A 24,387-nucleotide genomic window follows, 5' to 3' on the forward strand; every position below is an offset into this window, starting at 1 on the left:
CGTTTCTGACCCCGCCTGCGTGCGGCGATGAACTTTCGACCCCGGCTGAGCGCGGGCCCCGGCTCTGGCGGCGTCCAGGGGCGGATGACACAATGGAGCCTGGCGTGCCCGAGTCGCATCTTCCCCGGGCGTCGGCTCTCATCGAGCGGCGCGGGTCGAAGGACCGTCGGGCCCCTGGACAGCGTCCGCCGCATCCGTTCGAGGAGCCCCATGTCTGTCGAGACCACCACGTCGACGTCCGAGACCACGCCGGTCCGCACCGCCCATCACCGTCGCTACCTGATGTGCATGCCGTCGCACTTCACGGTCAACTACTCGATCAACCCGTGGATGGAGCCCTCGCGTCCGACCGACACCGCCAACGCGGTCGCCCAGTGGCAGAAGCTGCATGATCTGTACCTCGAGCTGGGGCATGAGGTCGAGCTGATCGAGCCCCTCGCCGACTACCCCGACATGGTCTACACCGCGAACGGCGGCTTCGTGATCGACGGCCGCGCCTACGTCCCGAAGTTCCGCTTCGTCGAGCGGCAGGGTGAGGCGCCCGCATTCGCAGACTGGTTCCGCGAGGCCGGCTACGACACCGTCATCCCCGAGGAGGTCAACGAGGGCGAGGGCGACTTCCTGCTCGTCGGCGACGTGATCCTCGCGGGCACCGGGTTCCGCTCCACCGGCGACAGCCACCGCGAGGTCGGCGAGGTGTTCGGCCGCGAGGTCGTCTCGCTCACCCTCGTCGACCCCCGCTTCTACCACCTCGACACCGCCATCGCGGTACTCGACCCCGTGCAGGGCGCCGAGAACGGCGGCCCGGAACGTGCCAACATCGCCTACCTCCCCGGAGCCTTCGACGACGCCAGCCGCGCGATCCTCGAGGAGCGGTTCCCCGAGGCGATCCTCGTGTCGGACGAGGACGGGTCGGTGTTCGGCCTGAACTCGGCGAGCGACGGCTACAACGTGGTCATCTCGCCGCGCGCGGTCGGATTCGAGAAGCAGCTGCGCGAACGCGGCTACAACCCGATCATGGTCGACCTGTCGGAGCTGCTGCTCGGCGGCGGGGGTATCAAGTGCTGCACCCTCGAGCTGCGCTCGTCGTCTCGGCGCTCAGGAACCGGTGAGTGACATGACGACGTCCGAGCCCGCACAGCAGGCCGAGCCGCACGTCGCCCACAACTACCACCCGCTGCCGGTCACGATCGCGCGCGGTGAGGGTGCCTGGGTGACGGATGTCGAGGGCAAGCGCTACCTCGACCTGCTCGCCGCGTATTCGGCGGTGAACTTCGGGCACCGGCATCCCGCCCTCGTGGCGGCGCTGACCGAGCAGCTCGGGCGGGTCGCGCTGACCAGCCGCGCCTTCCGGAGCGACCGTCTCGAACCGTTCGCCGCCGCGCTCGCGGCGCTGGCCGGCAAAGAGATGGTCCTGCCGATGAACACCGGCGCCGAGGCCGTCGAGACCGGCATCAAGGTCGCCAGGGCCTGGGGCTACCGGGTCAAGGGCATCGCCGAGGGCCGCGCGCGCGTCATCGTCGCGGCCGGCAACTTCCACGGTCGCACGACCACCATCGTCAGCTTCAGCGACGATGAGGAGGCCCGCGCGGACTTCGGCCCGTACACGCCGGGGTTCGACACTGTGGCGTACGGAGATGCGGATGCCGTCGCCGCCGCGATCACCGACGACACCGCCGCCGTGCTCATCGAGCCCATTCAGGGCGAGGGCGGCGTGGTGATCCCGCCCGAGGGCTACCTGCGCCGCATCCGTGAGATCTGCGACGAGAAGAACGTGCTGTTCATCGCCGACGAGATCCAGTCCGGTCTCGGGCGCGTGGGCGAGACGTTCGCGTGCGACCGCGAAGGCGTCGTGCCCGATCTGTACCTGCTGGGCAAGGCGCTGGGCGGTGGGATCCTTCCGGTGTCGGCCGTCGTCGGCGATGCCGACGTGCTCGGCGTGATCCGCCCGGGGGAGCACGGGTCGACGTTCGGGGGCAACCCGCTCGCGGCGGCCGTGGGCCTGCGGGTCGTCGAGATGCTCGAATCGGGGGAGTTCCAGGAGCGCGCCCGTGCCCTCGGCGCGCACCTCGGCACCGCTCTCGAGCCGCTCGTCGGTCATGGTGTGGCCGAGGTGCGCATCGCGGGACTCTGGGCCGGAGTCGACATCGACCCCGCCAAGGGGACAGGGCGGCAGATCGCCGAGCGGCTCCTCGACCGCGGCGTCCTGGTGAAGGACACGCACGGCCAGACCATCCGCATCGCCCCGCCGATCGTGATCCGCGCGACGGAGCTCGACTGGGCCGTCGAGCAGCTCAAGCTGGTGCTCGGGGCCTAGTCCTCCGCGCCTCGTCCTCGCCCTCGGGGCTTAGTCCCAGCCCTCGTCTTCAGCGGTGCGGTCCGCGTTCCCGCGGGCCGCACCGACGGTTCTCCTGCGTCAGGCCGGGGCGTCGTCCGGATCGAGAGTGCGCAGGGTGTCGCGCTCGACGTCGGTGTCCGCCGTGAGCTGGTCCTCGGTGTTCTCGTCACCGCCGAGAGCGGCACCGCGGTCGGGGCTCGCATCGCCCTGGATCGCGCCGTGCGGCGACTCGCCGTGCGAGCTGTCGCCCTGGATGGCGCCGCCCTGCGCCGAGCCCTGGGGGTCGCCGTCCTCGGCCTCGCCCTGGATCGCGCCGCGGGGAGATTCGCCGTGCGAGCTGTCGCCCTGGATGGCGCCGCCCTGCGCCGAGCCCTGGGCGTTGCCGTCGAGCTCGTCGCGCTCGGACGAGGGCTGGCCGTCGGGCGCGGTGTTGTGCGCGGGGTTCTGCTCGGTCGAGCCCTCGGCGGGCTCTTCGGCGTGAGGGGTGCGTCCTGTGTTCTGGTCCATGGGCCGACGCTACGTCCGTCCAGAGGCTCCGTGCAGGGGATTGACAAACGGCGTCGCCGCGGGAGGTCCGTCAGTACTTCTTCGGGAGGCGGATCGGCGAGGTCGCCGCGACCCCGTCCGTGAACTGCACGGGGTCGGTGCGTTCGAGGATGTCGGCCTCGTCGACCACGTTCAGCGGTCTGGTCTCATCGAGCGTCATCAGGAAGCGGCTGTCCTCCGACCGGTGCAGACGGCCGGAGGTGATGACCCAGACGGCGCCGATCGCGCAGGCGATGAAGCCCGCCGTGCCGCCCAGCATGATCGCGCTGCGCGGACCGAAGGTGTCGGCCACCCAGCCGGCGATGGGCGCACCCACCGGCGTCGAGCCCATGATCACGGCCATGTAGAGCGCGAGCACGCGTCCGCGCAGTGCCGGGGCGGTCGTCATCTGCACGTAGCCGTTCGCGGTCGTCAACAGGGTGACGATCATGAATCCGGTGAAGGTCAGGGTGATCGCGTAGGTGAGATACGTCGGCATCGCGGACGACACGAAGGCGGCGATGCCGAAGCCGCCGGCAGCCAGGATCACGACCCGCACGCGGGCCCGATCGCGGCGGGCCGAGAGCAGCGCGCCGGCGAGCGAGCCGATCGCGAGCACCGAGCTCAGCACGCCGTAGCCGTCGGCCCCCGCGCCGAACTCGAGCGCCATCGTCGAGGCGAAGATCGGGAAGTTCATGCCGAACGCGCCGATCAGGAACACGGTCACGAACACGACGCGCAGGTCGCTGCGGCCCCAGACGTAGCGGAAGCCCTCGGCGAGGCCGCCGGGGCGGCGGTTCTTCGGGCGGGGCGCGAGCTGGGAGGTGCGCAGCAGGAGCAGGGCGACGAGCATCGCCAGGAACGTCACCGCGTTCGCGATGAACACCCAGCCGGATCCGATCGCCACGATCAGCAGACCGCCGACGGCGGGCCCGATCATGCGGGCGAGGTTGAAGGATGCCGAGTTGAGGGCGACCGCGTTCGAGGTGTCGCCGGCCGAGACCATGTCGGACACGAAGGCCTGGCGCGCGGGCGCGTCGAAGGCGTTCACGACACCGAACGCCGCGGCGAAGCCGAACATCATCGGGAGGGTCATGACGTCGTTCAGCAGCAGCACGCCCACCGCGATCGCGAGCAGCAGCAGAGCGGACTGGGTCGCGAGCAGGATCCGTCGCCGCTCGAACCGGTCGGCGACCCAGCCGGTCAGGCTCACGAGCACGAGCGGAGGACCGAACTGCAGGGCCATCGTGACACCCATGGCGGCGGCGTCATTGTCGGTGAGCTCGGTGAGCACCACCCAGTCCTGGGCGGTCGCCTGCATCCATCCGCCGACATTGGAGACGAGTGCGCCGGCGAACCAGATGCGGTAGTTGATGTTCGAGAACGAACGGAACATCGCGCTCATCGCTCGACCACCCGGCGCATCAGTTCGCTCGCCTCGCGGAGGGTCGAGAGCTCGTCGGGCGTGAAGTCCAGCTCGGCGAGCATCTCGGCGAGCAGCTCGTCGCGGCGCCGAACGGTCTGCGCGACGATCTCTGTGCCGGCGTCGGTGATGTCGACCTGCACGCGGCGGCGGTCGTCGCTGTCGGGCGTGCGCGCGACATATCCCTGCATCTCGAGGCCGTTGATCATGCTCGTCATGGACGGCGCGGTGACCCGCTCCCGCTCCGCGAGAGCGGAGATCGTGCGGCGCCCGTGCAGGCGCAGCGTGGCGAGCACGGCGAGCTGCGCGTCGCTCATCTCGTCGACCGCGCGGGCGCAACGGAGGCGTCGGGCCAGGCGGAAGGTGGCCATGCGCAGGTCGGTCGCGGTGAGCTGGAGCAATTCATCGGAGGCAGACATTACTTAGACAGTCTATCTAATCCGAGTCTGCACAGGGCCGCCATGCTGGAGATCCGCACGCTGCCAGGTCGCGAGTCCGGCTCGGGCACAATGGTCGGGTGACCCGAACCCCCGCGATCGAGATCGCCGTCCAGGATCCCGCCGGCGTCCGCATCGCCCGAGCCGTGGGCGCCGCGCGAGTGGAGCTCGCTCAGGCGCTGCCGCTCGGCGGGCTGACGCCCTCGATCGCCACCGTCGAGCTGGCCGTGGAGACGGCCCGCGCAGACGGACTCGAGGTGCACGTGCTCATCCGGCCCCGAGCGGGCGGCTTCCGCTACGACGGCGACGAGATCGCGCTGTCCGAGCGCGACGTCCGCCGGGCCGTCGACGCCGGAGCCGACGGGGTCGTGATCGGAGCCCTCGCTGCCGACGGGCACCTCGACCTCGACGCCATGGCACGTCTGCGCGATGCGGCCGGCGGGGCGTCGGTGACCCTGCACCGTGCGATCGACGTCACCCCCGATCCGGTCGCCACTCTCGTCGCCGCCCGGGGACTCGGACTGCGCCGCGTGCTGACCTCGGGCGGGGCATCCGCCGCGATCGACGGCATCGAGACCCTGCGTGCCCTCGTCGTCGAGGCCGCAGGCGGGATCGAGGTCATGGCAGGCAGCGGAGTGGGGGCTGCCAACGCCGTCGATCTCGCCGCCGCCGGCGTCGATGCGCTGCACTTCTCCGCCAAGCGCACGGTGCACGAGGCCGGCGGGGTGCGGATGGGGGCGGCCGCCGAGGGCGTCGGAGGGTACGACGTCACCGATCTCGCGATCGCCCAGAGCGTGCTCGCCGCCCTCGCCGACTGACGGCTGCCGCTCGCGCTCAGTAGTGTGGGGGCGTGACGGATACCCGAGAATTCACGGATGCCGACGGCATCGCCATCGTCTACGACGTGCACCCGGCGGCAGGTGATGCCCGAGGAGTGGTGCAGCTGCTGCACGGGGTGGGCGAGCATGCGGGTCGGTACGGGCGGCTGATCGCTGCACTCACCGACGCCGGATTCATCGTCTACGCCGACGATCATCGCGGGCACGGTCGCACCGGCATCCGCCAGCACGGCGGACCCGAGAAGCTCGGCCGACTCGGCAAGGGCGGTCTGCGCGCGGCGGAGGCGGCGATCTGGCAGCTCACCGGCATCATCACCGCCGAGCACCCCGACCTCCCCCTCGTGCTGCTGGGGCACTCGTGGGGGTCGTTCCTCGCACAGATGCTCGTGAACGACCACCCCGAGGCCTGGGATGCGGTGATCCTCTCGGGATCGGCTCTGCGCACCCCCGGCTCGCTCAATGCCGCGCCGCTGAATGCGCGGTGGGCGGGCGACGACGCGACCGGGTTCGAGTGGCTGAGCCGCGATCCCGCGGTGTGGAAAGAGTTCGACGAGGATCCGCTCACCACCGGCGAGCCGCTGCTGAAGCTGTTCGGGCCGATCGAGGCCGCCAAGATGTACGGCCGCCCGCGCAAGGACCTCGACCACGACATCCCGTTGCTGCTGCTGGTCGGCCGCGACGATCCGGTCGGCGGTCCTCGGAGCGTGCACAAGCTGGCTGACGAGTACCGCACGCGCTCGGGCCTCACCGACATCACCACGCTCGTCTACCCCGATGCGCGCCACGAGATCTTCCAGGAGCTGCAGCAGGACGAGGTCCGCGCCGACATCCTGTCGTGGCTCGACGCCCGCATCCCCGCCCGCTGAGCACCCGCATCTCCTCCCGCTGAGACCCGCATCCTCTCTCGCTGAGCACCTGTGGGTCCTCGCATGACGCCCGATGACCCCGTGTGACAGCGGGTGAATGCGCATGACGTCGCGCGCTCCTCCCCTTCCCGCCCCCGCATATTTTCGTGTGAGGGGGCGAGAGGGAGGTGAGCGGTGGGTTTCGAGGAGGAGTGGCGCAGCTGGCACGAGACGCGGGAGCGCTACGCGGGGGCGGAGTACGGTCCGGCGGCACTCGAGTCGACGAACTGGCTGATCACCGAGCCCGCCGCCGTGGAGGGTGTTCCGGGCCTCTGGGCGCTGACGGGCGACGGCGGTATCCGCGGAACCGACCTCGGCACGTCCGGATCGGTCGTCACGCTGCACGGTCCGCAGACGCTGCGGCTCGGCAGGCGCGAGCTGCGCGTGTTCGATCGTCGGGGGGCGGTCGCGCTGCGGGTGTTCAATCCGGGGCGTGCCGAGCGCGAGGCGTTCGGCGGCATCGACGCGTATCCGCCGCGGCAGGGGTGGCGGATCCGCGCCTCGTTCACCGAGACACCCGGGGAATCGGCGACCATCACCGCGGTCGACGGCTCGGTGCACCAGCAGACGCTGGCCGGACGGCTGCGCTTCGAGCTCGACGGCATCCCGCTCTCGCTGTCCGTGACGCGCACCGAGCGGGGCGGTCTCACGGCGGTCTTCGCCGACGGCACGAACGGCATCGAGACGTATCGGTTCCGGTTCCTGCCGATCGGCGAGCCCGACGACGACGGCACGGTGATCGTCGACTTCAATCGGGCCTACCTGCCGCCGTGCGCTTTCTCCGACCAGTACCTGTGCCCGCAGCCGCTCGCCGAGAACCGTTACTCGCTGCCCATCCGCGCGGGGGAGCGCGCGGTCGTGCGGGGGCGGTGACCCCGCCGGCGCCGCACCCGCCGCCCCGGCGGGAGCCCTGCGCCTTAAGCTGTACTCGTGCACGGAGAATACAAGGTCCCAGGGGGCAAGCTCGTCGTCGTCGACCTCGAGGTCGACGACGGCAGGATCGCGGAGTTCCGCCTGGCGGGTGACTTCTTCCTCGAACCGGACACCGCGCTCGACGCGATCAACGACGCCGTGAACGGGCTGCCCGTCGAGACGGATGCCTCGACGATCGCGGCCGCCGTGCGTGCGGCCCTGCCCGAGGGCGCGCAGCTGCTCGGCTTCACGCCGGAGTCGGTCGGCACCACGGTTCGCCGTGCTCTCGTGACGGCCCCGGGCTGGCGCGACTTCGACTGGGAGATCGTGCACGACAAGGCGGTCTCGCCCCAGATGAACCTCGCCCTCGACGAGGTCCTGACCTCGCGCGTCGGCGAGGGCCGTCGCCGCCCGACCCTGCGCATCTGGGAATGGGACGGATCGGCCGTGGTGATCGGCTCGTTCCAGTCGTACCGCAACGAGGTCGACCCCGAGGGGGCGGCCCGGCACGGTTTCGACGTGGTGCGTCGCATCTCCGGCGGTGGCGCGATGCTCATCCCCGCAGGGCAGATCATCACGTACTCGCTGTACGTGCCGGCATCCCTCGTGCAGGGCATGACCTTCGCCGACTCGTACGCGTTCCTCGACGACTGGGTGCTGCACGCGCTGCGCTCGGTGGGCATCGACGCGGTGTACCAGCCGCTCAACGACATCGCGAGCCCCTCGGGCAAGATCGGCGGCGCCGCGCAGAAGCGCCTCGCCAACGGAGGAGTGCTGCACCACGCCTCGCTCTCGTACGACCTCGACGGTCAGATCATGACCGAGGTGCTGCGCATCGGACGCGAGAAGCTCAGCGACAAGGGCACCACGTCGGCGGCCAAGCGGGTCGACCCGCTGCGTCGGCAGACCGGTCTCACGCGCGAGGAGATCATCGAGAGCTTCATCGAGACCTTCCGCTCGCTCACCGACGCGGAGACGGGCGAGATCACGGCCGACGAGTACGCGGCGGCCGAGGCGCTGGTGGAGTCGAAGTTCGCCACCGACGCGTGGCTGCACCGCGTTCCGTGACCGCGCAGCCGGGGCCGGACGCCCCCGGCGCGGTCTCGATCATCCAGGGCGACAACCTGGCCGTCGCCGCGTCGCTGCCGTCGGCGTCGTTCACGCTGGTGTACCTCGATCCGCCGTTCAACACGGGTCGCACTCAGGAGCGCCAGGTCGTCACCGCCCGCCGCTCGTTCACGATTCAGCAGGAGTCGGAGGCAGAGGCCGGTGCGGTCGCGGAATCCCGCGGATCCGATGCCGCGGCAGACTCGGCCGTGCGGAGAACGGAACCGGCGACGCCGCCGTCCGAGGTGCGGTACGGGTTCCACGGGCACGCCTACGAGCGGGTCCGCGGGATGCTGCGCGCCTACGACGACCGCTTCGACGACTACGGTGCGTTCCTGATGCCGCGGCTCGAGCAGGCGTGGCGGCTGCTCGCCGACGACGGCACGCTGTACCTGCATCTCGACTACCGCGAGGCGCACTACGCCAAGGTCATGCTCGACGCGGTGTTCGGCCGTGACTGCTTTCTCAACGAGCTCATCTGGGCCTACGACTACGGTGCCAAGTCGCGCCGCCGCTGGCCGACCAAGCACGACACGATCCTCGTGTACGTGAAGAACCCGCGCGAGTACGTCTTCAACTCCGACGACATCGACCGTGAGCCGTACATGGCACCGGGTCTCGTCACACCCGAGAAGGCCGCCAGGGGCAAGCTGCCCACCGACGTGTGGTGGCACACGATCGTGCCGACGACCGGGCGCGAGAAGACCGGGTACCCGACCCAGAAGCCTGAGGGCATCCTTCGGCGCATCGTGCGCGCGTCGAGCCGACCGGGAGACCGCGTGCTCGACCTCTTCGCCGGCAGCGGCACGACCGGGGCCGTCGCGTCGGCGCTCGGGCGGGATGCGGTGCTGGTCGACGACAACCCCGAAGCCGTGCGCGTGATGACCGTGCGGATGCCGCACGCCGAGGTCGCAGCCTTCGACGAGTAGCACGCAGGTGCCCGCCGGCCGGCCGCACGGCCGAAGCGGTGGTCCTGGAGCACCGGGGGTGCCGGATAGGCTCGACGCATGCGACGTATCCGGGGGGTGGTCGTCATCGCGCTCGCGATGACACTGGTGGGCTGTGCCGGGCAGGAGGGCGACGCGGATCCCGCGTCGGTCGATGCGATGCTCGACGTCGAGAAGGTTCCCGGCGTCGTCGTCGCGCCGTACGAGCACTTCGTGCAGATCGACCCCGATGCGCCGGAGGACGAGATCGTGACGACGGCGCTCGCGGTGCGCGACATCGTCGACGGGATGGGCGAGGACCGCCCGCGCGACCTCGAGATCGTCGCCGTGTACCCGGGTGATCCCTACGTGAACACGACGTTCACGACGTCCACGTACCACGACCCCGACCGCTTCGAGGACGACGTCCGTCTGTGGGCGGGATTCCTCGACGACGGCTTCACCGAGGTCAGTTATGTCACCGCTTCCGAGGGGGCGGGCCCCGGAACCCTGGCGGTGTTCTCGGAGGGTCAGGGCGATGCCGGAAAGACGCTGGCCGAGGCCTACGGCGCGATCGAGCAGGCCGTGAGCGAACCGCCCTACTCCGATGCTCCGCCGTCGCTGTACGCGTCCGTCGATCACGCCTCGATCTCGAACAAGGCGGGTCGGGCCGATCTCGGAGACGCGTGGATCGAACCGAGCGAGGAGCTGGCGAGTCTGGACTACCTGACCAGCGCCAGAGTGAGCCTCACTCCCGACGAGACCTGGGTCTCTCTCGTCGGAGACACCGACCTCACCGCCGAGCAGACGGCGCAGATCATGGCGGTGCTCACGGACAGAGGGGTGCTCGGCCCCGCCGTGAATGTGATCCACACCAACAGATCCGCGCTTCCGAAGGACTCCAAGACCACGCTGTACGGAGTGGCCGAATGAGCCGGCGGATCGCGGCCATCGCCGCCGCGGCCGCCGTCGTCGCCGCGCTGCTGCTGACGGGCTGTGCGCCGCAGTACGCGACCCCCGACGAGCGTTCGGAATCGTTCGCCGAGCCGGTGGCAGAAGCGGTGAACGAGCTCGACTCCGCCCCCGACGACGTGCAGGTCAGGTCGTCCTTCGACGGGATCGTGCTCGAGGCCCGCCTGGGCGACATGTCGTATGCCGAGACGCGGGCGTTCCTCGAGCAGGCGCTGCCGATCGTCGAGGAGTCGCCCCTGGGCGCCATGCCGGTGCGCCTGCTTCTGAGCCACACGCAACAGGGGTCCGGGCAGCAGGGAGCCGTGGCAGGGTCGACCACACTCGAGTGGCGGGGGTACGACCCCGAGCGCGCCGACCGCTACTTCGCGGCGGTGCAGGTGTGGCTCGACACCCTGGCAGACCCGGGGGTGCAGTTCGACGAGACGTTCCAGGTGCAGGCGGCCGCCGTGTTCGGTGACATCAGTGTGCTGGACGGTCGTGACCTCGACGCGTACAGCGCCGAGATCACCGCACAGCTGGAGAAGGCCGGATACGTGGAGCCGAGGATCATCGTCGCCGCGCGGCCCGCGCCGTAGTCTGTCGGACCCCCGCCGTGAGAGTGTGAGGTGCATGACCGAGTACGTCGACGTGCAGACCGCCGCGGGGCGGGTCCGAGGGCGCTGGCGCCCGACCACCGGAGGGCGCGGGGCCTCGCGCTCGGCGGCATTCCTCGGCATCCCGTTCGCTGAGGCGCCCACCGGCGATCTGCGATTCCAGGCGCCGGTGCCGAAGGCGCCGTGGGAGGGCGTGCTCGATGCGCTCGAGTTCGCCGCCACCGCGCAACGCGGAGACCCCGGAGTGACGCTCATTCCCGAGCCGAGTGTCGAGGGCGACTCGACGCTGAACGTCAACGTCTTCACCCCCGATCCGACGGCTGCAGGTCTCCCGGTGCTCGTATGGATCCACGGCGGCGGATACTTCGCCGGGTCTCCCGCGAGCCCCTGGTACGACGGGCGCAACTTCAATCGAGATGGCGTCGTCACCGTCTCGATCTCGTACCGGCTCGGATTCGACGGCTTCGGGTGGATCGCCGATGCCCCGTCGAACCGCGGGGTGCGCGACTGGCTGCTCGCGCTCGAATGGGTGCAGCAGAACATCGCCGCGTTCGGAGGTGACCCCGGCCGGGTGACCATCGCCGGGCAGTCCGCCGGGGGAGGGGCGGTGCTCACTCTGCTCGGGATGGAGGCGGCACAGCACCTGTTCCACGGGGTGTACGCGATCTCGGGTGCGCTCGGCGACGTCGCGCCTGCGAGGGCCGAGGCGTTCGGGCGGGCGCTCGCGGCTGCGGCCGGCGTCGAGCCCACGGTGGCCGGCTTCGCGACGGTGGCGGAGGATCGTCTGCTCGCACTGCAGAAGAAGGCGACCCAGCTCGGGCCGTCGTCGATGACGACGATGATCGATGAGGGCCTTCCGCTCGGGCCGGCGATCGATGGAGACCTTCTCACACGACCGACGCGGGAGTCGCTGCGCGCCGGCGTCGGCGCCGACAAGCCGCTCGTGATCGGGGCGGCCGACGACGAGTTCACCATGGCGTTCACGGGCAAGGCCGCGACAGCGCTGCGGTGGGTGCCGCAGTCGGTGCTGTTCAACCGGCTCGGGCTGCCCCGGAGCATCCGTGCCGAGTATCTCGCGGCGAACGCCGACATCGCGCGTCTCGGCAAGGCGCGGCTCGCGGGGCGTGTGCTCACCGACCGGATGTTTCGCCGCGCCGTGCCGCGCATCGCCGCCGACAGGGCGGACGCGCCCACCTGGCTCTACCGGTTCTCCTGGCCGTCCGGTCACTTCGGCTTCGCCGAGCACTGCCTCGACGTGCCGTTCTTCTTCGACTGCCTCGACGGGCCGTCGATGGAGGCGCTGGCCGGGCCGAACCCGCCGCAGACCCTCGCCGACGACCTGCACGGTGCGGCCGTCGCGTTCGTCACCACCGCAGACCCGGGGTGGCCGAGGCACGAGGGCGATGCCGGCACCGTGCGGGTCTACGACGTGCAGACCCGCGACGTCGCCGATGCGTACGCGTCCGTGCGCGCTCTGATCTGAGGCGTTCCGCCGCAGAGGCACCGCGGCCGATGGCCGGCCGCTCCCGCAGGGGCGTGCGGCCGGCCATCGGCATGATCGAACGGTGGTCGGGTCAGCGGGCGGCGGCCTTGCGCGGCTTCAGGAATTCCTCCGGCTCACGCTTTTCGCGTTTTGCAGCGCGCTTTTCCTTGATGGTCATTTGCGGGGCTTTTTTTGACCCTCGGACGTGTGGTGTCTTTGCGGACATGAGAAACTCGCTTCCCCTCGTGGCTGGCGTGCGTCCTCTGACCATAGCCCGCCGGTGCACGAAGTCAAATCGCCTCTGACGAGGTTATTTTCTCCTCACTCCGCACCGCTGTCCGCACCGGGACATTTACGCATCGCGTCATCGATAAATGCACGATCCGCCACGTCCGGGTTTTACCGAATTGCTTTTTCCGGGCATCCGGCTATGGTGATGCACATGACGATATCGACCGTTCTCCCGCGCAGTGAGCGTCTTCGCGACGCTTCCGTGGTGACGACAGCGGTCGACATCGCCGGTGCCCGGCACGAGGTTCTTCCGCCTCGGCTGATCACCCTCCGCGGACTGCCGATCTCCTTCTGATCCCCCGCCGCGACCGCGTCGACCGCTGATCCCGGCCGTCGCGACACCCCACCCGAGACGCCGCGCCTGCGGCGTCCTTCCGCCTGCAAGGAGCAGCCATGCCCGATCTCACTCCCGTCGCCGATCTCCCGCCGTCCGCGGCGATCACCTCCCGCCTCGAGAGCCTTCTCCGCGATCGCGAGACGGTTCTGCGCGAGCTCGAACCGCGCGCGCTCCCGAGCGTCGACCCGGTGGCGTATCAGACCGCGGCGTCACACCGCGCCGTGATCCGTCAGCTCACCGATGCGCTGGAACGGGTCGCCGCGGGTACCTACGGGCTCTGCGGGCGATGCGGAGAGCCGATCGCGCCCGCCCGTCTCGAGGTGCTGCCCCAGGCGTCCGCCTGCATCGAGTGCCAGAGTCTCGTCGACGCGGCCTGATCCCGAGCGTCCGGCGGGCGGCGTGCGAGGGGGCACGCCGCCCGCCTCACCCTCAGGCGATGTAGATCTTGCGCAGCGTCTCGGTGACGGTCCACACGGTGCGCTGGCCCTCGGCCAGGCGCACGACGGAGCCTGCGTCCACCTCGATCGCGGGCAGCGGCGAGTCGACGAACTCGATCCGCGCGTGGCCGGCGAGCACGACGAAGACCTCATCGACCTCGGTGTCGGATGCCGTGCCCGGCGTCATCTCCCAGATGCCGACCTCGACGGCGCCGACCGTCGCCAGAGCATGCACGGCGGTGGTCGGCCGGCCGAGGATCACCTCGTCGACAGGCAGGGACGCGTGCACGAGCGGCAGTGCCGCGGCACCCACTGCCTCGCCGGGCGCGAGCGTGCTCATGAGTCGAATCCCATGCCGACGGCATCCAGCGTCTTGAGGAACAGGTTGCGCCGGCCCTCGTTGTGATCGGCCCTGTCCATCGCCGCGCGCACGAGATTGACGCCGATCGAGGCGAGGGGCTCGGGAGGGAACGGGATCGGCTTCTCGCGCACCATGGCGAGCTCGGTGCGCTCGGTCGGCTCGCCCGAGAGCTTGTCGAGCATCACGTCCGCGGCGAACCGCGCGGCGCCGACGCCCAGACCGGTGAATCCGGTGGCGTAGGCGACCCGGCCCCTGCGGGCGGTGCCGAAGAACGCGCAGAAGCGGCTCGACGAGTCGATCGCCCCGGCCCAACGGTGCGTGAAGCGCAGGCCCTCGAGCTGCGGGAACGTCGTGAAGAAGTGCGAGGCGAGCTTGCGGTGGCTCTCCATGCGGTCCTCGTACTCCGGCCGCACCTTTCCACCGAAGTGGTAGACGGCGTCATAGCCTCCGAAGAGGATGCGGTTGTCGGCCGTGAGCCGGTAGTAGTGGAACTGGTTGGCGCTGTCGGCGAGGCCCTGGCGGTTCGACCATCCGATGGAGGCGAGCTGGTCATCGGTCAGCGGCTCGGTCATCAGCACGTAGTCGTACACCGGCACCGTCATGAGCCGGTTGCGCTTCAGCAGCGACGGGAACACGTTCGTGCCGAGCGCGACGGCATCCGCGACGACCCGCCCACCCCCGCGCGTCACGAGCGTGACGGGGCCCGCGCCGTCACCCTCGAGCGCCCGCACGAGCGAGTGCTCGTAGATCTCGACACCCAGCTCCACCGCGACCCGTGCGAGCTCGAGTCCGAGCTTGGCGGGGTGCACGAGGGCGGAGCCCTCGCGATCCCAGGCGCCGGCGAGGAACGTGTCGGAGTGCACCTCGGCCTGCACGGCGTCGCGGTCGAGGAAGCCCTCCTCCTCGCGCAGCCACTCGACCTGGTGCGGTTCGACGGCCACCGCGAGCTGGCCGGTGCGCTCGAAGTCCACGTCGAGGGAGTAGCGCGACACGGTCTGCTCGATGCCGTCGAGGTTCTCGCGTCCGAGCTCCTCGAGGCGGTCGATCTCGTCGGGCCAGCGCGTCAGGCCGTTCTCGTGTCCGTGGGTGAGGCTCGCCTCGCAGAAGCCGCCGTTGCGACCGGAGGCCGCCCACGCGATGCGCGAGGCCTCGAGCAGCACCACACGGCGATCGGGGTCGCGCTCCTTGGCGCGGACGGCGGTCCACAGTCCCGCGTAGCCGCCGCCGACGATCGCGAGGTCGGCGGTGACGGTGCCCGACAGGGCGGGGTGCTCGGGGCGCTCCACATCGTCGAGCCAGAACACCCCGAGGGCGGTGTCTCGCAGCGACCGCTCGATCGCGACCGGCGCGGGAAGGTGACGCTCGAAGACGGTGGTTCCCATGATTCACTCCCGGTTTCCGGGCCCGCGCCTCAGCGCGTGCCCCAGTTGTAGAGGTCCTTGTAGAGCCCCGCGTAGAGCAGGCTCTCGGTGTGCGCGACCCCGGGGATCGTGCGGATGCGGGTCGCGATGAGGTCGAGCAGATCGGCATCGCTCTCGCACACCGCCTCGACGAGGATGTCGAAGGTGCCGAGCGTGACGACGACGTAGGCGAGCTCGGTGATCTTCGTCAGCTCCTCGGCGATCAGCCGCGGGTCGCCGGTGACGCGGATGCCGATCATCGACATCCGGTGGAATCCGAGCTGCATCGGATCGGTGACCGCGACGATCTGGATGATGCCGGCCTCGGTCATCCGCTGCACCCGCTGGCGTGCCGCCGCCTCGCTGAGCCCGACCTCCCGACCGATCTCGGCGTACGGTCGGCGTCCGTCCTCTTGCAGCAGCTCGACGATCCGCTTCGAGATGTCATCGAGGACCGGCTGCTTCGGCGTCGCGCTCATGTGTCGATATTGACAGGACGAGTACGCTTTGGCAACTGATTCCATCGCCCAGATCAAGAGACTCTTCTGTATTCGCAAGCAAATCGCTAGCATGGCGGTCATGGCGACAGAACTCCTCCAGAACTTCATCGGCGGTCGATACGTGGCCGTCTCGGGCCAGGGGCGGATGCCGCTCATCGACCCCGCGACCGAGCAGAGCTACGGCGAGCTGCCCGTCTCCGACACCTCCGATGTCGATGCCGCGTATGCCGCGGCCGCTGCGGCGTTCCCGATCTGGCGCGACACCACCCCCGCCGACCGCCAGCTCGCCCTGTTCCGCATCGCCGACGCGATGCAGGCCCGAGCCGAGGAGTTCGCCGACCTGGAGTCGAAGGACACCGGCAAGCCCAGGGCGACCCTCGTCGACGACGAGATCCTGCAGTCGGTCGACCAGCTGCGCTTCTTCGCCGGTGCCGCGCGCAGCCTCGAGGGGCGCGCGGCGGGGGAGTACCTCGCCGGGCACACCTCGTTCGTGCGCCGGGAGCCGATCGGCGTGATCGGCCAGGTCACCCCGTGGAACTACCCGCTGAACATGGCCGTGTGGAAGATCGCCCCGGCGCTCGCCGCGGGCAACACGGTCGTGCTCAAGCCCGCAGAGTCGACGCCGCTGACCACGCTGCTGCTGGCCGAGATCGTCGCTCTGCACACCCCCGCGGGCACGCTCAACGTGGTGCTCGGCGATCGTGACACCGGGGTGGCGCTGGTCGAGCATCCGACGCCGCAGATGGTGGCGATCACCGGGTCCGTGCGCGCCGGGATGGCGGTCGCGCGGTCGGCGGCGGACGACGTCAAGCGCGTGCATCTGGAACTCGGCGGCAAGGCGCCGGCGATCGTGTTCCCCGATGCGGACCTCGACAAGGCGGCATCCGGCATCATCACGGGAGCCTTCTTCAACGCCGGACAGGACTGCACCGCGGCCACCCGGGTGCTCGTCCACTCCTCGGTGCACGACGAGTTCGTCGCGGCGCTCGTCGAGAAGGCGAAGACGGATGCCCGCACCGGCGGTCCTCACGAGAAGGACGTGCTCTACGGGCCGCTCAGCAGCGCCGCGCAGCTCGCCCAGGTGCAGGGATTCATCGACCGGCTGCCCGCGCACGCCTCGATCGAGACCGGCGGGTCGCGACAGGGCGACACGGGGTACTTCTTCGAGGCGACGATCGTCTCGGGGCTGCACCAGGACGACGAGGCGGTGCAGGGTGAGATCTTCGGACCCGTGCTGACCGTGCAGTCCTTCGAGACACCAGAGCAGGCACTCGAGATGGCGAACGACGTGCCGTACGCGCTGGCGTCGTCGGTGTGGACGACCGATCACGCCCGTGCGATGCGCTTCTCGCGCGACCTCGACTTCGGATGCGTGTGGATCAACACCCACATCCCGTTCGTGTCGGACATGCCGCACGGCGGATTCAAGCACTCGGGCTACGGCAAGGACCTCTCGCAGTACGGCTTCGACGACTACACGCGCATCAAGCACGTGATGTCGGCGCTCGATTGAACGGGTCGCGCGTCGCGCATCCGGCGTCTCGGCGGAGCGTCGTCCTGAGCCCGTGATCAGGCGTGCGCGGGTGAGACGCGATGTGTCATGCTGGGGCGGACGCCGACTCCGGGGGGATCCATGGCACGACCGCTCGCAGGTCCGCAGGGCCTGCTGCGCACGCTCAACGGGCGTGCGATCCTCGAGACGCTCGCGCGTCGGGGACCACTGACCCGCACCGAGCTGATGACCGAGACGGGGCTGTCGCGCACCGCGGTGACCCAGGTGCTGCGGATGCTCGAGAGTGCGGCCGCGGTCGCACCGGCCGGCGTGGATCGCGAGACCCGGGGACCCGCTGCCGGCCGCGTCTCCCTGCATCCGCAGCTCGGGGTCGCCGCCGCGGTGCACGTCGACGTCCATGCCGCGCACGTCGTGCTCGTCGATCCCACCGGTGCGGTGCGCGCCGAGAACCACGCGCCCTTCCCGATCCGTGGCGACCGGGTGGATCACATCGCCGGACTCGTGGACGCGTGCCGTCGTGCGGTGGGTGCGACCGTGCAGCTGGCGGTCGTCGGGATCCCCGGGATCGTGACCGCCGACGGCGGCATCCGTGACGATCAGGGTCCCGACGGGGGCGCGTTCAAGAACGCGCTGTCGACCAGGCTCGGGTGCCCGGTGCGTGTCGAGAACGACGTCAATCTGGCCGCTCTCGCCGAGCTGACCTCGGGCACCGGTGCCGACCTCGACAGTTTCGCCCTGCTGCTGCTCGACGAGGGGCTCGGAGCCGGGATCGTCATCGACGGCCGGCTGCACCGCGGCTTCTCGGGGGTGGCGGGCGAGGTCATGTACCTGCCACAGACCCCGGTGCCGATCGGCGCCCCCGTGCTCGGCGACGACGTGGTGCGCGATCTCGCCCTCGCCCACGGGCGCGACCCCGAGCTGACGATCGATCAGCACCTCGACGCCGCGAGCGACGGCGACAGGGGAGCGCTCGCGATGGCGACCGAGATGGGCCGACGGCTCACACTGATCGCCGGGACGATCGCGCTCGTGCTCGATCCCCAGGCGTTCATCCTCAGCGGATCCGCCGCGCATCCCGCGATGGTCGAGGCGACCGCGAGGGCCGCCGAGGACCTCGCCCCGCGGCTGCCGCTGAGCATCCTCGCATCGTCGTTCGGGCCGGAGGCCCCGCTCGTCGGTGCCGTCGGCGAAGCGGCCGCGGCGCTGCGGGCGACGGTCTTCTCCCGCCTTCTTCCCGGATCAGAGCGGAGCCGCCGGTGACCTCCGATCTGGCCGATCGCCTCGGCCTCGCACCGGGCGCCCGTGCCATCATCATCAACGCCGACGACTTCGGGATGTGCCACGCGGCCAACACGGCCATCACCGGACTGCTCAGCGCCGGGCACATCGATTCGACCACGGTGATGATGCCGTGCGCGTGGGCTCCCGAGGCGCTGGCCTTCGCGGCGGCACGGACCGACCTCGACGTCGGCGTGCATCTGGTGCTCACGAGCGAATGGACCGACTACCGGTGGCGCCCGCTCACGGGGACCGGCACGACTCTGGTCGATGCCGCAGGGTGCTTCCCGGCCGACACTCTCTCGATCGAGCAGAATGCCGACGAGGCCGATGTGGAGGCAGAGGTCGCCGCCCAGCTGCAGGGCGCGCTGGATGCGGGAGTCGACGTCACTCACCTCGACAACCACATGGGGTCGGTCTACGGACTGCTCACCGGTCGCGACTTCCTCGCGCCGGTGTTCGCGCTCGCCGCGAGGCACGGTCTGCCAATCCGGCTGCCGCGCAGCATGGAGGGCACGGCCGACGATGCCGCGCTGCAGGCCAAGCTCACCGAGGCCGCTGCCGCCGCCGACGCACTCGGCATCGAGATCATCGACCGGCTGTGGAGCCACCCGTTCGACGCGGCACCCGACGAGTCGTACGAGCAGGTGCGCGACGGATTCATCGCACTGCTGCGCGCGGTGCCCGCCGGGGTGACCGAGATCTACCTGCATCCGATGGTCGACGACGACGAGCTGCGCGCGGTGGTCGACTTCGGTGCCGTCAAGCGCGGTCACGAGCTGCGGCTGCTGTCCGACCCCGCGGTCCTGCGGGCGATCGCCGACGAGGGACTGGTCAGGATCGGGTGGCGTGCGCTGCGCGACCTGCAGCGGAGCCGCCACGCATGACCTCGATGCTCGCCGGCCTGCGTGACCGGCGCCTGCACGCCGCGCCCACGAGGATGCAGTCGATCGCGTTCGGAGCATCCGGGTTCCCGACGCAGCTCATGACGCAGACTTTCTCGGCGTTCGTCGTCTACTTCTACGTCACGCGCCTCGGCGTCGAGCCGACCTGGGTGGCGGCGGCGATGATCGCCCACGGCATCCTCAACGCCGTTCTCAATCCGCTCGTCGGCACCCTGTCCGACCGCATCCGCACTCCGTGGGGCCGCCGCGTCCCGTGGATCGGTCTCGGCATCGTCCCTCTCGTCGTCGCCTTCGCTCTGGTCTGGATGCCGCCGCCGCTGCCCGCCGCGGGGCTGATCGTCTGGTTCCTGGTCGTCGTCGCGGTGTACGACGTCGCGTTCGTGGTGGTGGTGCTGAACATCTCGGCGCTGTTCCCCGAGATCTTCCGCACCACCGAGGAACGGGCGCGCGGCAACGTGCCGCGGCAGATCTTCGCGATCCTCGGCATCGTGCTGGGCACCGCGGGGGCGCCGCTGCTCTACGACCGGATCGGCTGGTCGGGCATGGCGCTGGTGCTCGCGGGGGTCTGCCTCGTGCTGCTCGTCGTGTCGTTCCTCGGCGGGATGCTCGAGCGCGATGTGCCGGAGGCGGCCTCCGAGGCCATGCGGTGGCGGGACCAGCTGCGGTACACGTTCGCCAACCGCGCGTTCGTGCCGTATGTGCTCGGTTCGCTGCTCATCCAGACCTCGATCGCCGTCATCCTCGCCGCGATCCCCTTCTACGTGCGGTACTCGCTGGGCGCCGCCGAGGGCGAGGGGAGTCTGCTGCTGGGGGCGATCTTCGTGACGGCGATCCCGTCGATCGTGCTGTGGAGCGCGGTCGTGCGTCGCACATCGCCGCGCACGGCGCTGCTGTGGAGCGTCGCGGTCTTCGGCCTCGCGGTGCTCGGCTACCTGCTGCCGTCGAGCGTGACGGGGGCCGCGCTGATCGGGGTGGCGGTCGGCGTCGGGGTCGGCGGGCTGCTGCAGCTGCTCGAGGTGGTGCTCGCCCAGATCATCGACGAGGATGCGGTGCGCACCGGCCATCGCCGCGAGGGCGCGTACTTCGGGGTCAACGGCTTCGTCGTGCGCGGTTCGGTGGTGCTGCAGGCCGTCGTCGCCGCGGCGGTGCTCACCTCATCGGGTTTCGACGCGTCGCTCGGCAATGCGCAGCCCGAGGCGGTCGACGGGGCGATCCGCGTGATGGTCGCCGTCGTGCCGCTGGTGTTCGCCGCGCTGGCGTGGCTGTGCTTCTGGCTCTACCCGATCCGCACCCGCGACCTCTGATCCGACGTCAGGACGCGGCCTGACGCGCCTCCCAGCCGGTGCGCACCATCTCGTCGACCGTGTACCGCATCTTCCAGTCGAGGTCGCGGGCAGCGAGCTCGCCGGTGGCGACGATGCGGTCGGGGTCTCCCGGGCGCCGGGGGCCGATCTCGGGGGTGAAGTCGATGCCGGTGACGCGGGCGACCGCGTCCATGATCTGCTTCACGCTGAGGCCGTCGCCCGAGCCGAGGTTGTACGCGGCCTCGATCGGCTCGCCGCCGGCGAGACGCTTCGCAGCCGCGACGTGCGCGGCGGCGATGTCGCCGACGTGCACGTAGTCGCGCACGTTGGTGCCGTCCTCGGTGTCGTAGTCGTCGCCGTTGATGCGCGGAGTCTCGCCCGCGATCAGCTTCTCGAACACGATCGGGAAGAGGTTGTGCGGGCTCACGTCGTAGACGGTCGGATCGGCGGACCCGACGACGTTGAAGTACCGCAGCGAGGTGTGACGCAGCGGGGCATCGGAGTCGGCGGTCGCGATCGCCTGGTCGCGCAGCAGCCACTCGCCGATGAGCTTCGACTCGCCGTACGGGCTCGCCGGCTTCTTGGCGGTGTCTTCGACGACGAGCGCCGTATCGGGCGTGCCGAACACGGCGGCCGACGAGGAGAACACGATGTTCGCGACGCCCGCGGCATCCATCGCCTCGAGGATCACGCGGGTGCCCTCGACGTTCTGCGCGTAGGTATGCAGCGGCCGCTGCACCGAGACGCCGGCGTACTTGTATCCCGCGACGTGAATGACGCCCTCGGCGTCGTGATCGCGCAGCGTCTTCTCGACGAGCGCGCGATCGAGGATGCTGCCCTGCACGAAGGCCACGCCCTCGGGCACGAACGAGGCGACCCCGCTCGAGAGGTCGTCGAGGATGACGGGTGTGAGCCCGGCATCCGCCAGTGCGCGAACGACGTGCGAGCCGATGTAGCCGGCGCCGCCGGTCACGATCCAGGACATGGTGCTCCTCAGGGTGGGGAAGTGTTCAGTATCTCAGGAGTCGCGGTGCGCGCCCGCCGCCGGCGTGACGGTGAAGATCACCGGGGCGGTGAACCCGGATGCGGCGAACGCGGCGGTCACGGCATCCGTCACCTGCTGCACGGCATCCTGCTCGATCAGCGCGATCGCGGCGCCGCCGAAGCCTCCACCGGTCATCCGCGCGCCGAGCGCGCCGGCGGCGAGGGCTGCCTCGACCGCCGTGTCGAGCTCGGGCACCGAGATCTCGAAGTCATCGCGCATCGAGGCGTGTGAGGCCACGAGCAGGTCGCCGATCGACCGGGCGCCCTCGTCGCGCAGCACGCGGACGGTGTCGAGCACGCGCTGGTTCTCGGTGACCACGTGCCGCACGCGGCGGAACGTCACGTCGTCCATGAGCTCCTCGGCGCGCGGCAGGTCGTCGACCGAGACGTCGCGCAGGCTCGGCGCGCCCATGATCGCGGCGCCGCGCTCGCAGGCGGCGCGGCGCTCGCGATAGCCGCCCGTGGAGTGCGCGTGCTGCACGCGCGTGTCCATCACGAGGATCGCGAGGCGCGCCTCGGCGATGCCGACCTGCACGAGGTTCGCATCGAGCGAGCGGCAGTCGAGGAAGATCGCGGCATCCGGCTCGCCGAGCATCGAGGCCATCTGATCCATGATGCCGGTCGGGGCGCCCACGGCCTCGTTCTCGGCCGTGCGGCCGACGCGGGCGAGGGCGATGCGGTCGAGTCCGGCATCCCAGAGGTCGTTCAGGGCGGATGCCGTCGCACCCTCGATCGCGGCCGACGACGAGAGCCCTGCGCCGACCGGCACGTCGGAGGCGATCGCGATGTCGAGTCCGGTGCCGGCGGCGGCCGAGGCCGAGATCCCGTCGGCCTGACGCAGCGCCCAGGCGACGCCGAGCGGGTAGGCGGCCCACTCCGGCACGCGCGGGGCGGTGCCGGTCGGGGTCGGGAACAGGTCGTCGAGGTCGTCGAGTGACACTTCCACCGGCTCGTCGGCGAAGGTCGACGCGACGCGGATGCGGCGGTCGTCGCGCCGGCCGACGGCGGCGACCGTGCGATGCGGGATCGCGAAGGGCAGCACGAAGCCGTCGTTGTAGTCGGTGTGCTCGCCGATCAGATTCACGCGGCCGGGGGCCGACCAGACGCCCTCGGGGGTGCGGCCGGTGAGGTCGGCGAAGAGTGCGCGCGCGGTGTCCTGGGTGGTGGTCATGCGGAGGCCTCGTCTGCATGGTCGGCTGCGGTCGGTGCGGTGTCTGCGGTGCGGAGTGCGTCGCCGTGTGCGGCGTCGGCCTTCGCGATCGCCTCGCGGATGCGGGCGGCGCCCTGCTCGGGGGTGACCTCGGCGGCCCACGCCCACATCGCGGCCTCGGATCCGGCGAGGAACTTGAGCTTGTCGGCGGCGCGGCGGGGGCTGGTCAGCTGCAGGTGCAGGCGCACGCTGTCGCGACCCACGTGGACGGGGGCCTGGTGCCACGCGGCGATGTACGGGGTCGGGGTGTCGTAGAGCGCATCGACGCCACGCAGCAGGCGCAGGTAGAGGGGCGCGAGCTCGTCGCGCTCGGCCTCGGTCGTCTCGGCGAAGTCCGGGACGTGGCGGTGCGGCATCAGGTGCACCTCGAGAGGCCACCGCGCGGCGAAGGGCACGAAGGCGGTCCAGTGCTCGCCGCGGAACACGACCCGCTCCGAGGCCTGCTCGGACTCGAGGATGTGCTGGAACAGGTCGGGGGCGGTGCGGTCGATCGAGTCGAGCACTCTCGTGGTGCGGGGTGTGACGTACGGGTAGGCGTAGATCTGACCGTGCGGATGCGGCAGCGTGACGCCGATCGCCTCACCGCGGTTCTCGAACGGGAAGATCTGCTCGATGCCGGGGAGCTGCGAGAGGGCGGCGGTGCGGTCGGCCCAGGCCTCGATGACCGTGCGCGCGCGGGTGACGGACTGCGTGCCGAAGGATCCGGTGTGCTCGGGGCTGAAGCACACGACCTCGCACCGACCGACCGAGGTGCGCGTGCGCCCGAGTCCGAGGGCCGCGAGATCGTCGAGGCCACGCGGAGCGTTGGATGCCTCGGGGGCTGAGCCGATCGCCTCGGCCAGCGCGGGGCCGAACGCGGGGGAGCGGTTCTCGAACACGGCGACGTCGTACATCGACGGCACCTCCGACGGGTTCGTCGCAGACTGCGGTGCCAGCGGGTCGGCGTCGGCGCTGGGCATCATGACGCGGTTCTGACGGTTCGCGGCGACCGTGATCCAGTCTCCGGTCAGCACGTCGAGGCGCATCGTGGCGGTGGCGCCGCGCGGGTCGAGCGTGCGGGAGTCGACAGCGCGCTCGGCACCGAGCGTCGTGTCGGGGTCGTCGAAGTAGATCAGTTCGCGGCCGTCGGCGAGGGTCGTCGCGCGCTTGGTGATCCCCGCCGAGAGGGACTCGGTTCGCAACTCAGGCAATTCGTGCGTGTTCACGTAAACATGGTACGCACAGGGCCGTGGTAACGTCAACACTGCTGAGTTGTGAACGCGAGGCGGGGGTGAGGGGATGGACGACGACCCGCTGCGCGCGCCGGATGCTCGCCGCCGGCGCCGCCCCGCATCGGGGCGCGTCTCG

The 24,387-nt window shown here is 70.5% G+C and carries 26 protein-coding genes; 16 read left to right on the plus strand and 10 right to left on the minus strand.

All coding sequences use genetic code 11. The features are described 5' to 3' along the window. Positions 1-210: 210 nt before the first annotated feature. Positions 211-1,116, plus strand: coding sequence for a dimethylargininase (ddaH, locus tag FQ142_RS03635; protein WP_149422248.1), 906 nt, complete (start codon positions 211-213; stop codon positions 1,114-1,116). 1 nt (position 1,117) lies between these two features. Next, positions 1,118-2,317 carry an ornithine--oxo-acid transaminase gene (rocD, locus tag FQ142_RS03640; protein WP_149422249.1) on the plus strand — a complete coding sequence of 400 codons (1,200 nt, stop codon included), beginning with the start codon at positions 1,118-1,120 and terminating at the stop codon, positions 2,315-2,317. A gap of 99 nt (positions 2,318-2,416) precedes the next feature. Here rocD and FQ142_RS17390 read toward each other — a convergent pair whose 3' ends face one another. The 3 genes from FQ142_RS17390 to FQ142_RS03655 form a co-directional block, all read right to left on the minus strand. Next, complete coding sequence (locus tag FQ142_RS17390; protein ID WP_188042333.1) at positions 2,417-2,845, minus strand: hypothetical protein; 429 nt, start codon at positions 2,843-2,845, stop codon at positions 2,417-2,419. Positions 2,846-2,915: 70 nt separating this feature from the next. Next, positions 2,916-4,259 (minus strand): MFS transporter, encoded by a 1,344-nt coding sequence (locus tag FQ142_RS03650; RefSeq protein WP_149422250.1) that lies wholly within the window; start codon positions 4,257-4,259, stop codon positions 2,916-2,918. Positions 4,260-4,264: 5 nt separating this feature from the next. Beyond that, a complete protein-coding gene (locus tag FQ142_RS03655; protein WP_149422251.1) occupies positions 4,265-4,705 on the minus strand; it encodes a MarR family transcriptional regulator in 441 nt (146 codons plus the stop codon). Positions 4,706-4,803: 98 nt separating this feature from the next. Here FQ142_RS03655 and FQ142_RS03660 point away from each other — a divergent pair, with 98 nt between their 5' ends. The 8 genes from FQ142_RS03660 (at position 4,804) to FQ142_RS03695 (ending at position 12,460) form a co-directional block, all read left to right on the plus strand. Next, positions 4,804-5,541, plus strand: a complete 738-nt coding sequence (locus FQ142_RS03660; RefSeq protein ID WP_149422252.1) for a copper homeostasis protein CutC — start codon at positions 4,804-4,806, stop codon at positions 5,539-5,541. Between the two features lie 32 nt (positions 5,542-5,573). Next, positions 5,574-6,428 carry an alpha/beta fold hydrolase gene (locus FQ142_RS03665; protein ID WP_149422253.1) on the plus strand — a complete coding sequence of 285 codons (855 nt, stop codon included), beginning with the start codon at positions 5,574-5,576 and terminating at the stop codon, positions 6,426-6,428. Between the two features lie 174 nt (positions 6,429-6,602). Further along, the gene (locus tag FQ142_RS03670; protein ID WP_149422254.1) at positions 6,603-7,340 is read left to right on the plus strand and encodes a DUF1684 domain-containing protein; all 738 of its coding nucleotides are present in this window, start codon (positions 6,603-6,605) and stop codon (positions 7,338-7,340) included. Positions 7,341-7,397: 57 nt separating this feature from the next. Beyond that, positions 7,398-8,447 (plus strand): biotin/lipoate A/B protein ligase family protein, encoded by a 1,050-nt coding sequence (locus FQ142_RS03675; RefSeq protein ID WP_149422255.1) that lies wholly within the window; start codon positions 7,398-7,400, stop codon positions 8,445-8,447. After that, entirely contained in the window at positions 8,426-9,415 is a 990-nt protein-coding gene (locus FQ142_RS03680) for a DNA-methyltransferase (RefSeq protein WP_410477424.1), read from the plus strand. Before FQ142_RS03675 ends, FQ142_RS03680 begins: the two co-directional genes overlap by 22 nt. Positions 9,416-9,493: 78 nt before the next feature. Then, positions 9,494-10,345, plus strand: coding sequence for a hypothetical protein (locus FQ142_RS03685; protein ID WP_149422256.1), 852 nt, complete (start codon positions 9,494-9,496; stop codon positions 10,343-10,345). Further along, positions 10,342-10,959, plus strand: coding sequence for a hypothetical protein (locus FQ142_RS03690; protein ID WP_149422257.1), 618 nt, complete (start codon positions 10,342-10,344; stop codon positions 10,957-10,959). The genes FQ142_RS03685 and FQ142_RS03690 overlap by 4 nt, the downstream gene beginning before the upstream one ends. A 34-nt stretch (positions 10,960-10,993) precedes the next feature. Then, positions 10,994-12,460: a carboxylesterase/lipase family protein gene (locus FQ142_RS03695; protein ID WP_149422258.1), complete on the plus strand. Its 1,467-nt coding sequence runs from the start codon at positions 10,994-10,996 to the stop codon at positions 12,458-12,460. A gap of 91 nt (positions 12,461-12,551) precedes the next feature. Here the strand turns inward: FQ142_RS03695 and FQ142_RS17650 are convergent, their stop codons facing one another. Then, positions 12,552-12,686 carry a hypothetical protein gene (locus FQ142_RS17650; RefSeq protein ID WP_262492044.1) on the minus strand — a complete coding sequence of 45 codons (135 nt, stop codon included), beginning with the start codon at positions 12,684-12,686 and terminating at the stop codon, positions 12,552-12,554. Between the two features lie 216 nt (positions 12,687-12,902). On the opposite strand from FQ142_RS17650, the gene FQ142_RS17395 reads away from it, so the two are divergent. Beyond that, positions 12,903-13,046 carry a hypothetical protein gene (locus FQ142_RS17395; protein WP_188042334.1) on the plus strand — a complete coding sequence of 48 codons (144 nt, stop codon included), beginning with the start codon at positions 12,903-12,905 and terminating at the stop codon, positions 13,044-13,046. A 98-nt stretch (positions 13,047-13,144) separates the two neighbouring features. Beyond that, positions 13,145-13,465, plus strand: a complete 321-nt coding sequence (locus FQ142_RS03700) for a TraR/DksA family transcriptional regulator (RefSeq protein WP_149422259.1) — start codon at positions 13,145-13,147, stop codon at positions 13,463-13,465. A 52-nt stretch (positions 13,466-13,517) separates the two neighbouring features. Here FQ142_RS03700 and FQ142_RS03705 read toward each other — a convergent pair whose 3' ends face one another. From FQ142_RS03705 to FQ142_RS03715, 3 genes are read right to left on the minus strand one after another with little or no spacing between them, the layout of a single operon-like run. Then, positions 13,518-13,865, minus strand: coding sequence for a cupin domain-containing protein (locus FQ142_RS03705; RefSeq protein WP_149422260.1), 348 nt, complete (start codon positions 13,863-13,865; stop codon positions 13,518-13,520). Further along, positions 13,862-15,268 carry an NAD(P)/FAD-dependent oxidoreductase gene (locus tag FQ142_RS03710; RefSeq protein ID WP_149422261.1) on the minus strand — a complete coding sequence of 469 codons (1,407 nt, stop codon included), beginning with the start codon at positions 15,266-15,268 and terminating at the stop codon, positions 13,862-13,864. Before FQ142_RS03710 ends, FQ142_RS03705 begins: the two co-directional genes overlap by 4 nt. 29 nt (positions 15,269-15,297) lie before the next feature. Continuing rightward, positions 15,298-15,765, minus strand: coding sequence for an Lrp/AsnC family transcriptional regulator (locus FQ142_RS03715; protein WP_056415446.1), 468 nt, complete (start codon positions 15,763-15,765; stop codon positions 15,298-15,300). A gap of 100 nt (positions 15,766-15,865) precedes the next feature. Here FQ142_RS03715 and FQ142_RS03720 point away from each other — a divergent pair, with 100 nt between their 5' ends. The 4 genes from FQ142_RS03720 to FQ142_RS03735 all read left to right on the plus strand — a co-directional run bounded on the left by FQ142_RS03720 (position 15,866) and on the right by FQ142_RS03735 (position 20,786). Then, a complete protein-coding gene (locus FQ142_RS03720; protein WP_149422262.1) occupies positions 15,866-17,299 on the plus strand; it encodes a gamma-aminobutyraldehyde dehydrogenase in 1,434 nt (477 codons plus the stop codon). Between the two features lie 120 nt (positions 17,300-17,419). Beyond that, the gene (locus tag FQ142_RS03725; RefSeq protein ID WP_149422263.1) at positions 17,420-18,559 is read left to right on the plus strand and encodes an ROK family transcriptional regulator; all 1,140 of its coding nucleotides are present in this window, start codon (positions 17,420-17,422) and stop codon (positions 18,557-18,559) included. Further along, on the plus strand, positions 18,556-19,464 hold the full coding sequence (locus FQ142_RS03730) for a polysaccharide deacetylase family protein (RefSeq protein WP_149422264.1): 909 nt from the start codon (positions 18,556-18,558) through the stop codon (positions 19,462-19,464). Before FQ142_RS03725 ends, FQ142_RS03730 begins: the two co-directional genes overlap by 4 nt. After that, the gene (locus FQ142_RS03735) at positions 19,461-20,786 is read left to right on the plus strand and encodes an MFS transporter (protein ID WP_149422265.1); all 1,326 of its coding nucleotides are present in this window, start codon (positions 19,461-19,463) and stop codon (positions 20,784-20,786) included. Before FQ142_RS03730 ends, FQ142_RS03735 begins: the two co-directional genes overlap by 4 nt. A gap of 7 nt (positions 20,787-20,793) precedes the next feature. Here FQ142_RS03735 and galE read toward each other — a convergent pair whose 3' ends face one another. From galE to galT, 3 genes are read right to left on the minus strand one after another with little or no spacing between them, the layout of a single operon-like run. Beyond that, positions 20,794-21,771, minus strand: a complete 978-nt coding sequence (gene galE / locus FQ142_RS03740) for a UDP-glucose 4-epimerase GalE (protein WP_149422266.1) — start codon at positions 21,769-21,771, stop codon at positions 20,794-20,796. A gap of 33 nt (positions 21,772-21,804) precedes the next feature. Then, complete coding sequence (galK, locus tag FQ142_RS03745) at positions 21,805-23,001, minus strand: galactokinase (protein WP_149422267.1); 1,197 nt, start codon at positions 22,999-23,001, stop codon at positions 21,805-21,807. After that, positions 22,998-24,245 (minus strand): galactose-1-phosphate uridylyltransferase, encoded by a 1,248-nt coding sequence (gene galT / locus FQ142_RS03750; RefSeq protein ID WP_149422268.1) that lies wholly within the window; start codon positions 24,243-24,245, stop codon positions 22,998-23,000. The genes galK and galT overlap by 4 nt, the downstream gene beginning before the upstream one ends. Positions 24,246-24,387: the final 142 nt, after the last annotated feature.

This window comes from Microbacterium sp. ANT_H45B, assembly GCF_008369345.1.
Taxonomy (GTDB): domain Bacteria; phylum Actinomycetota; class Actinomycetes; order Actinomycetales; family Microbacteriaceae; genus Microbacterium.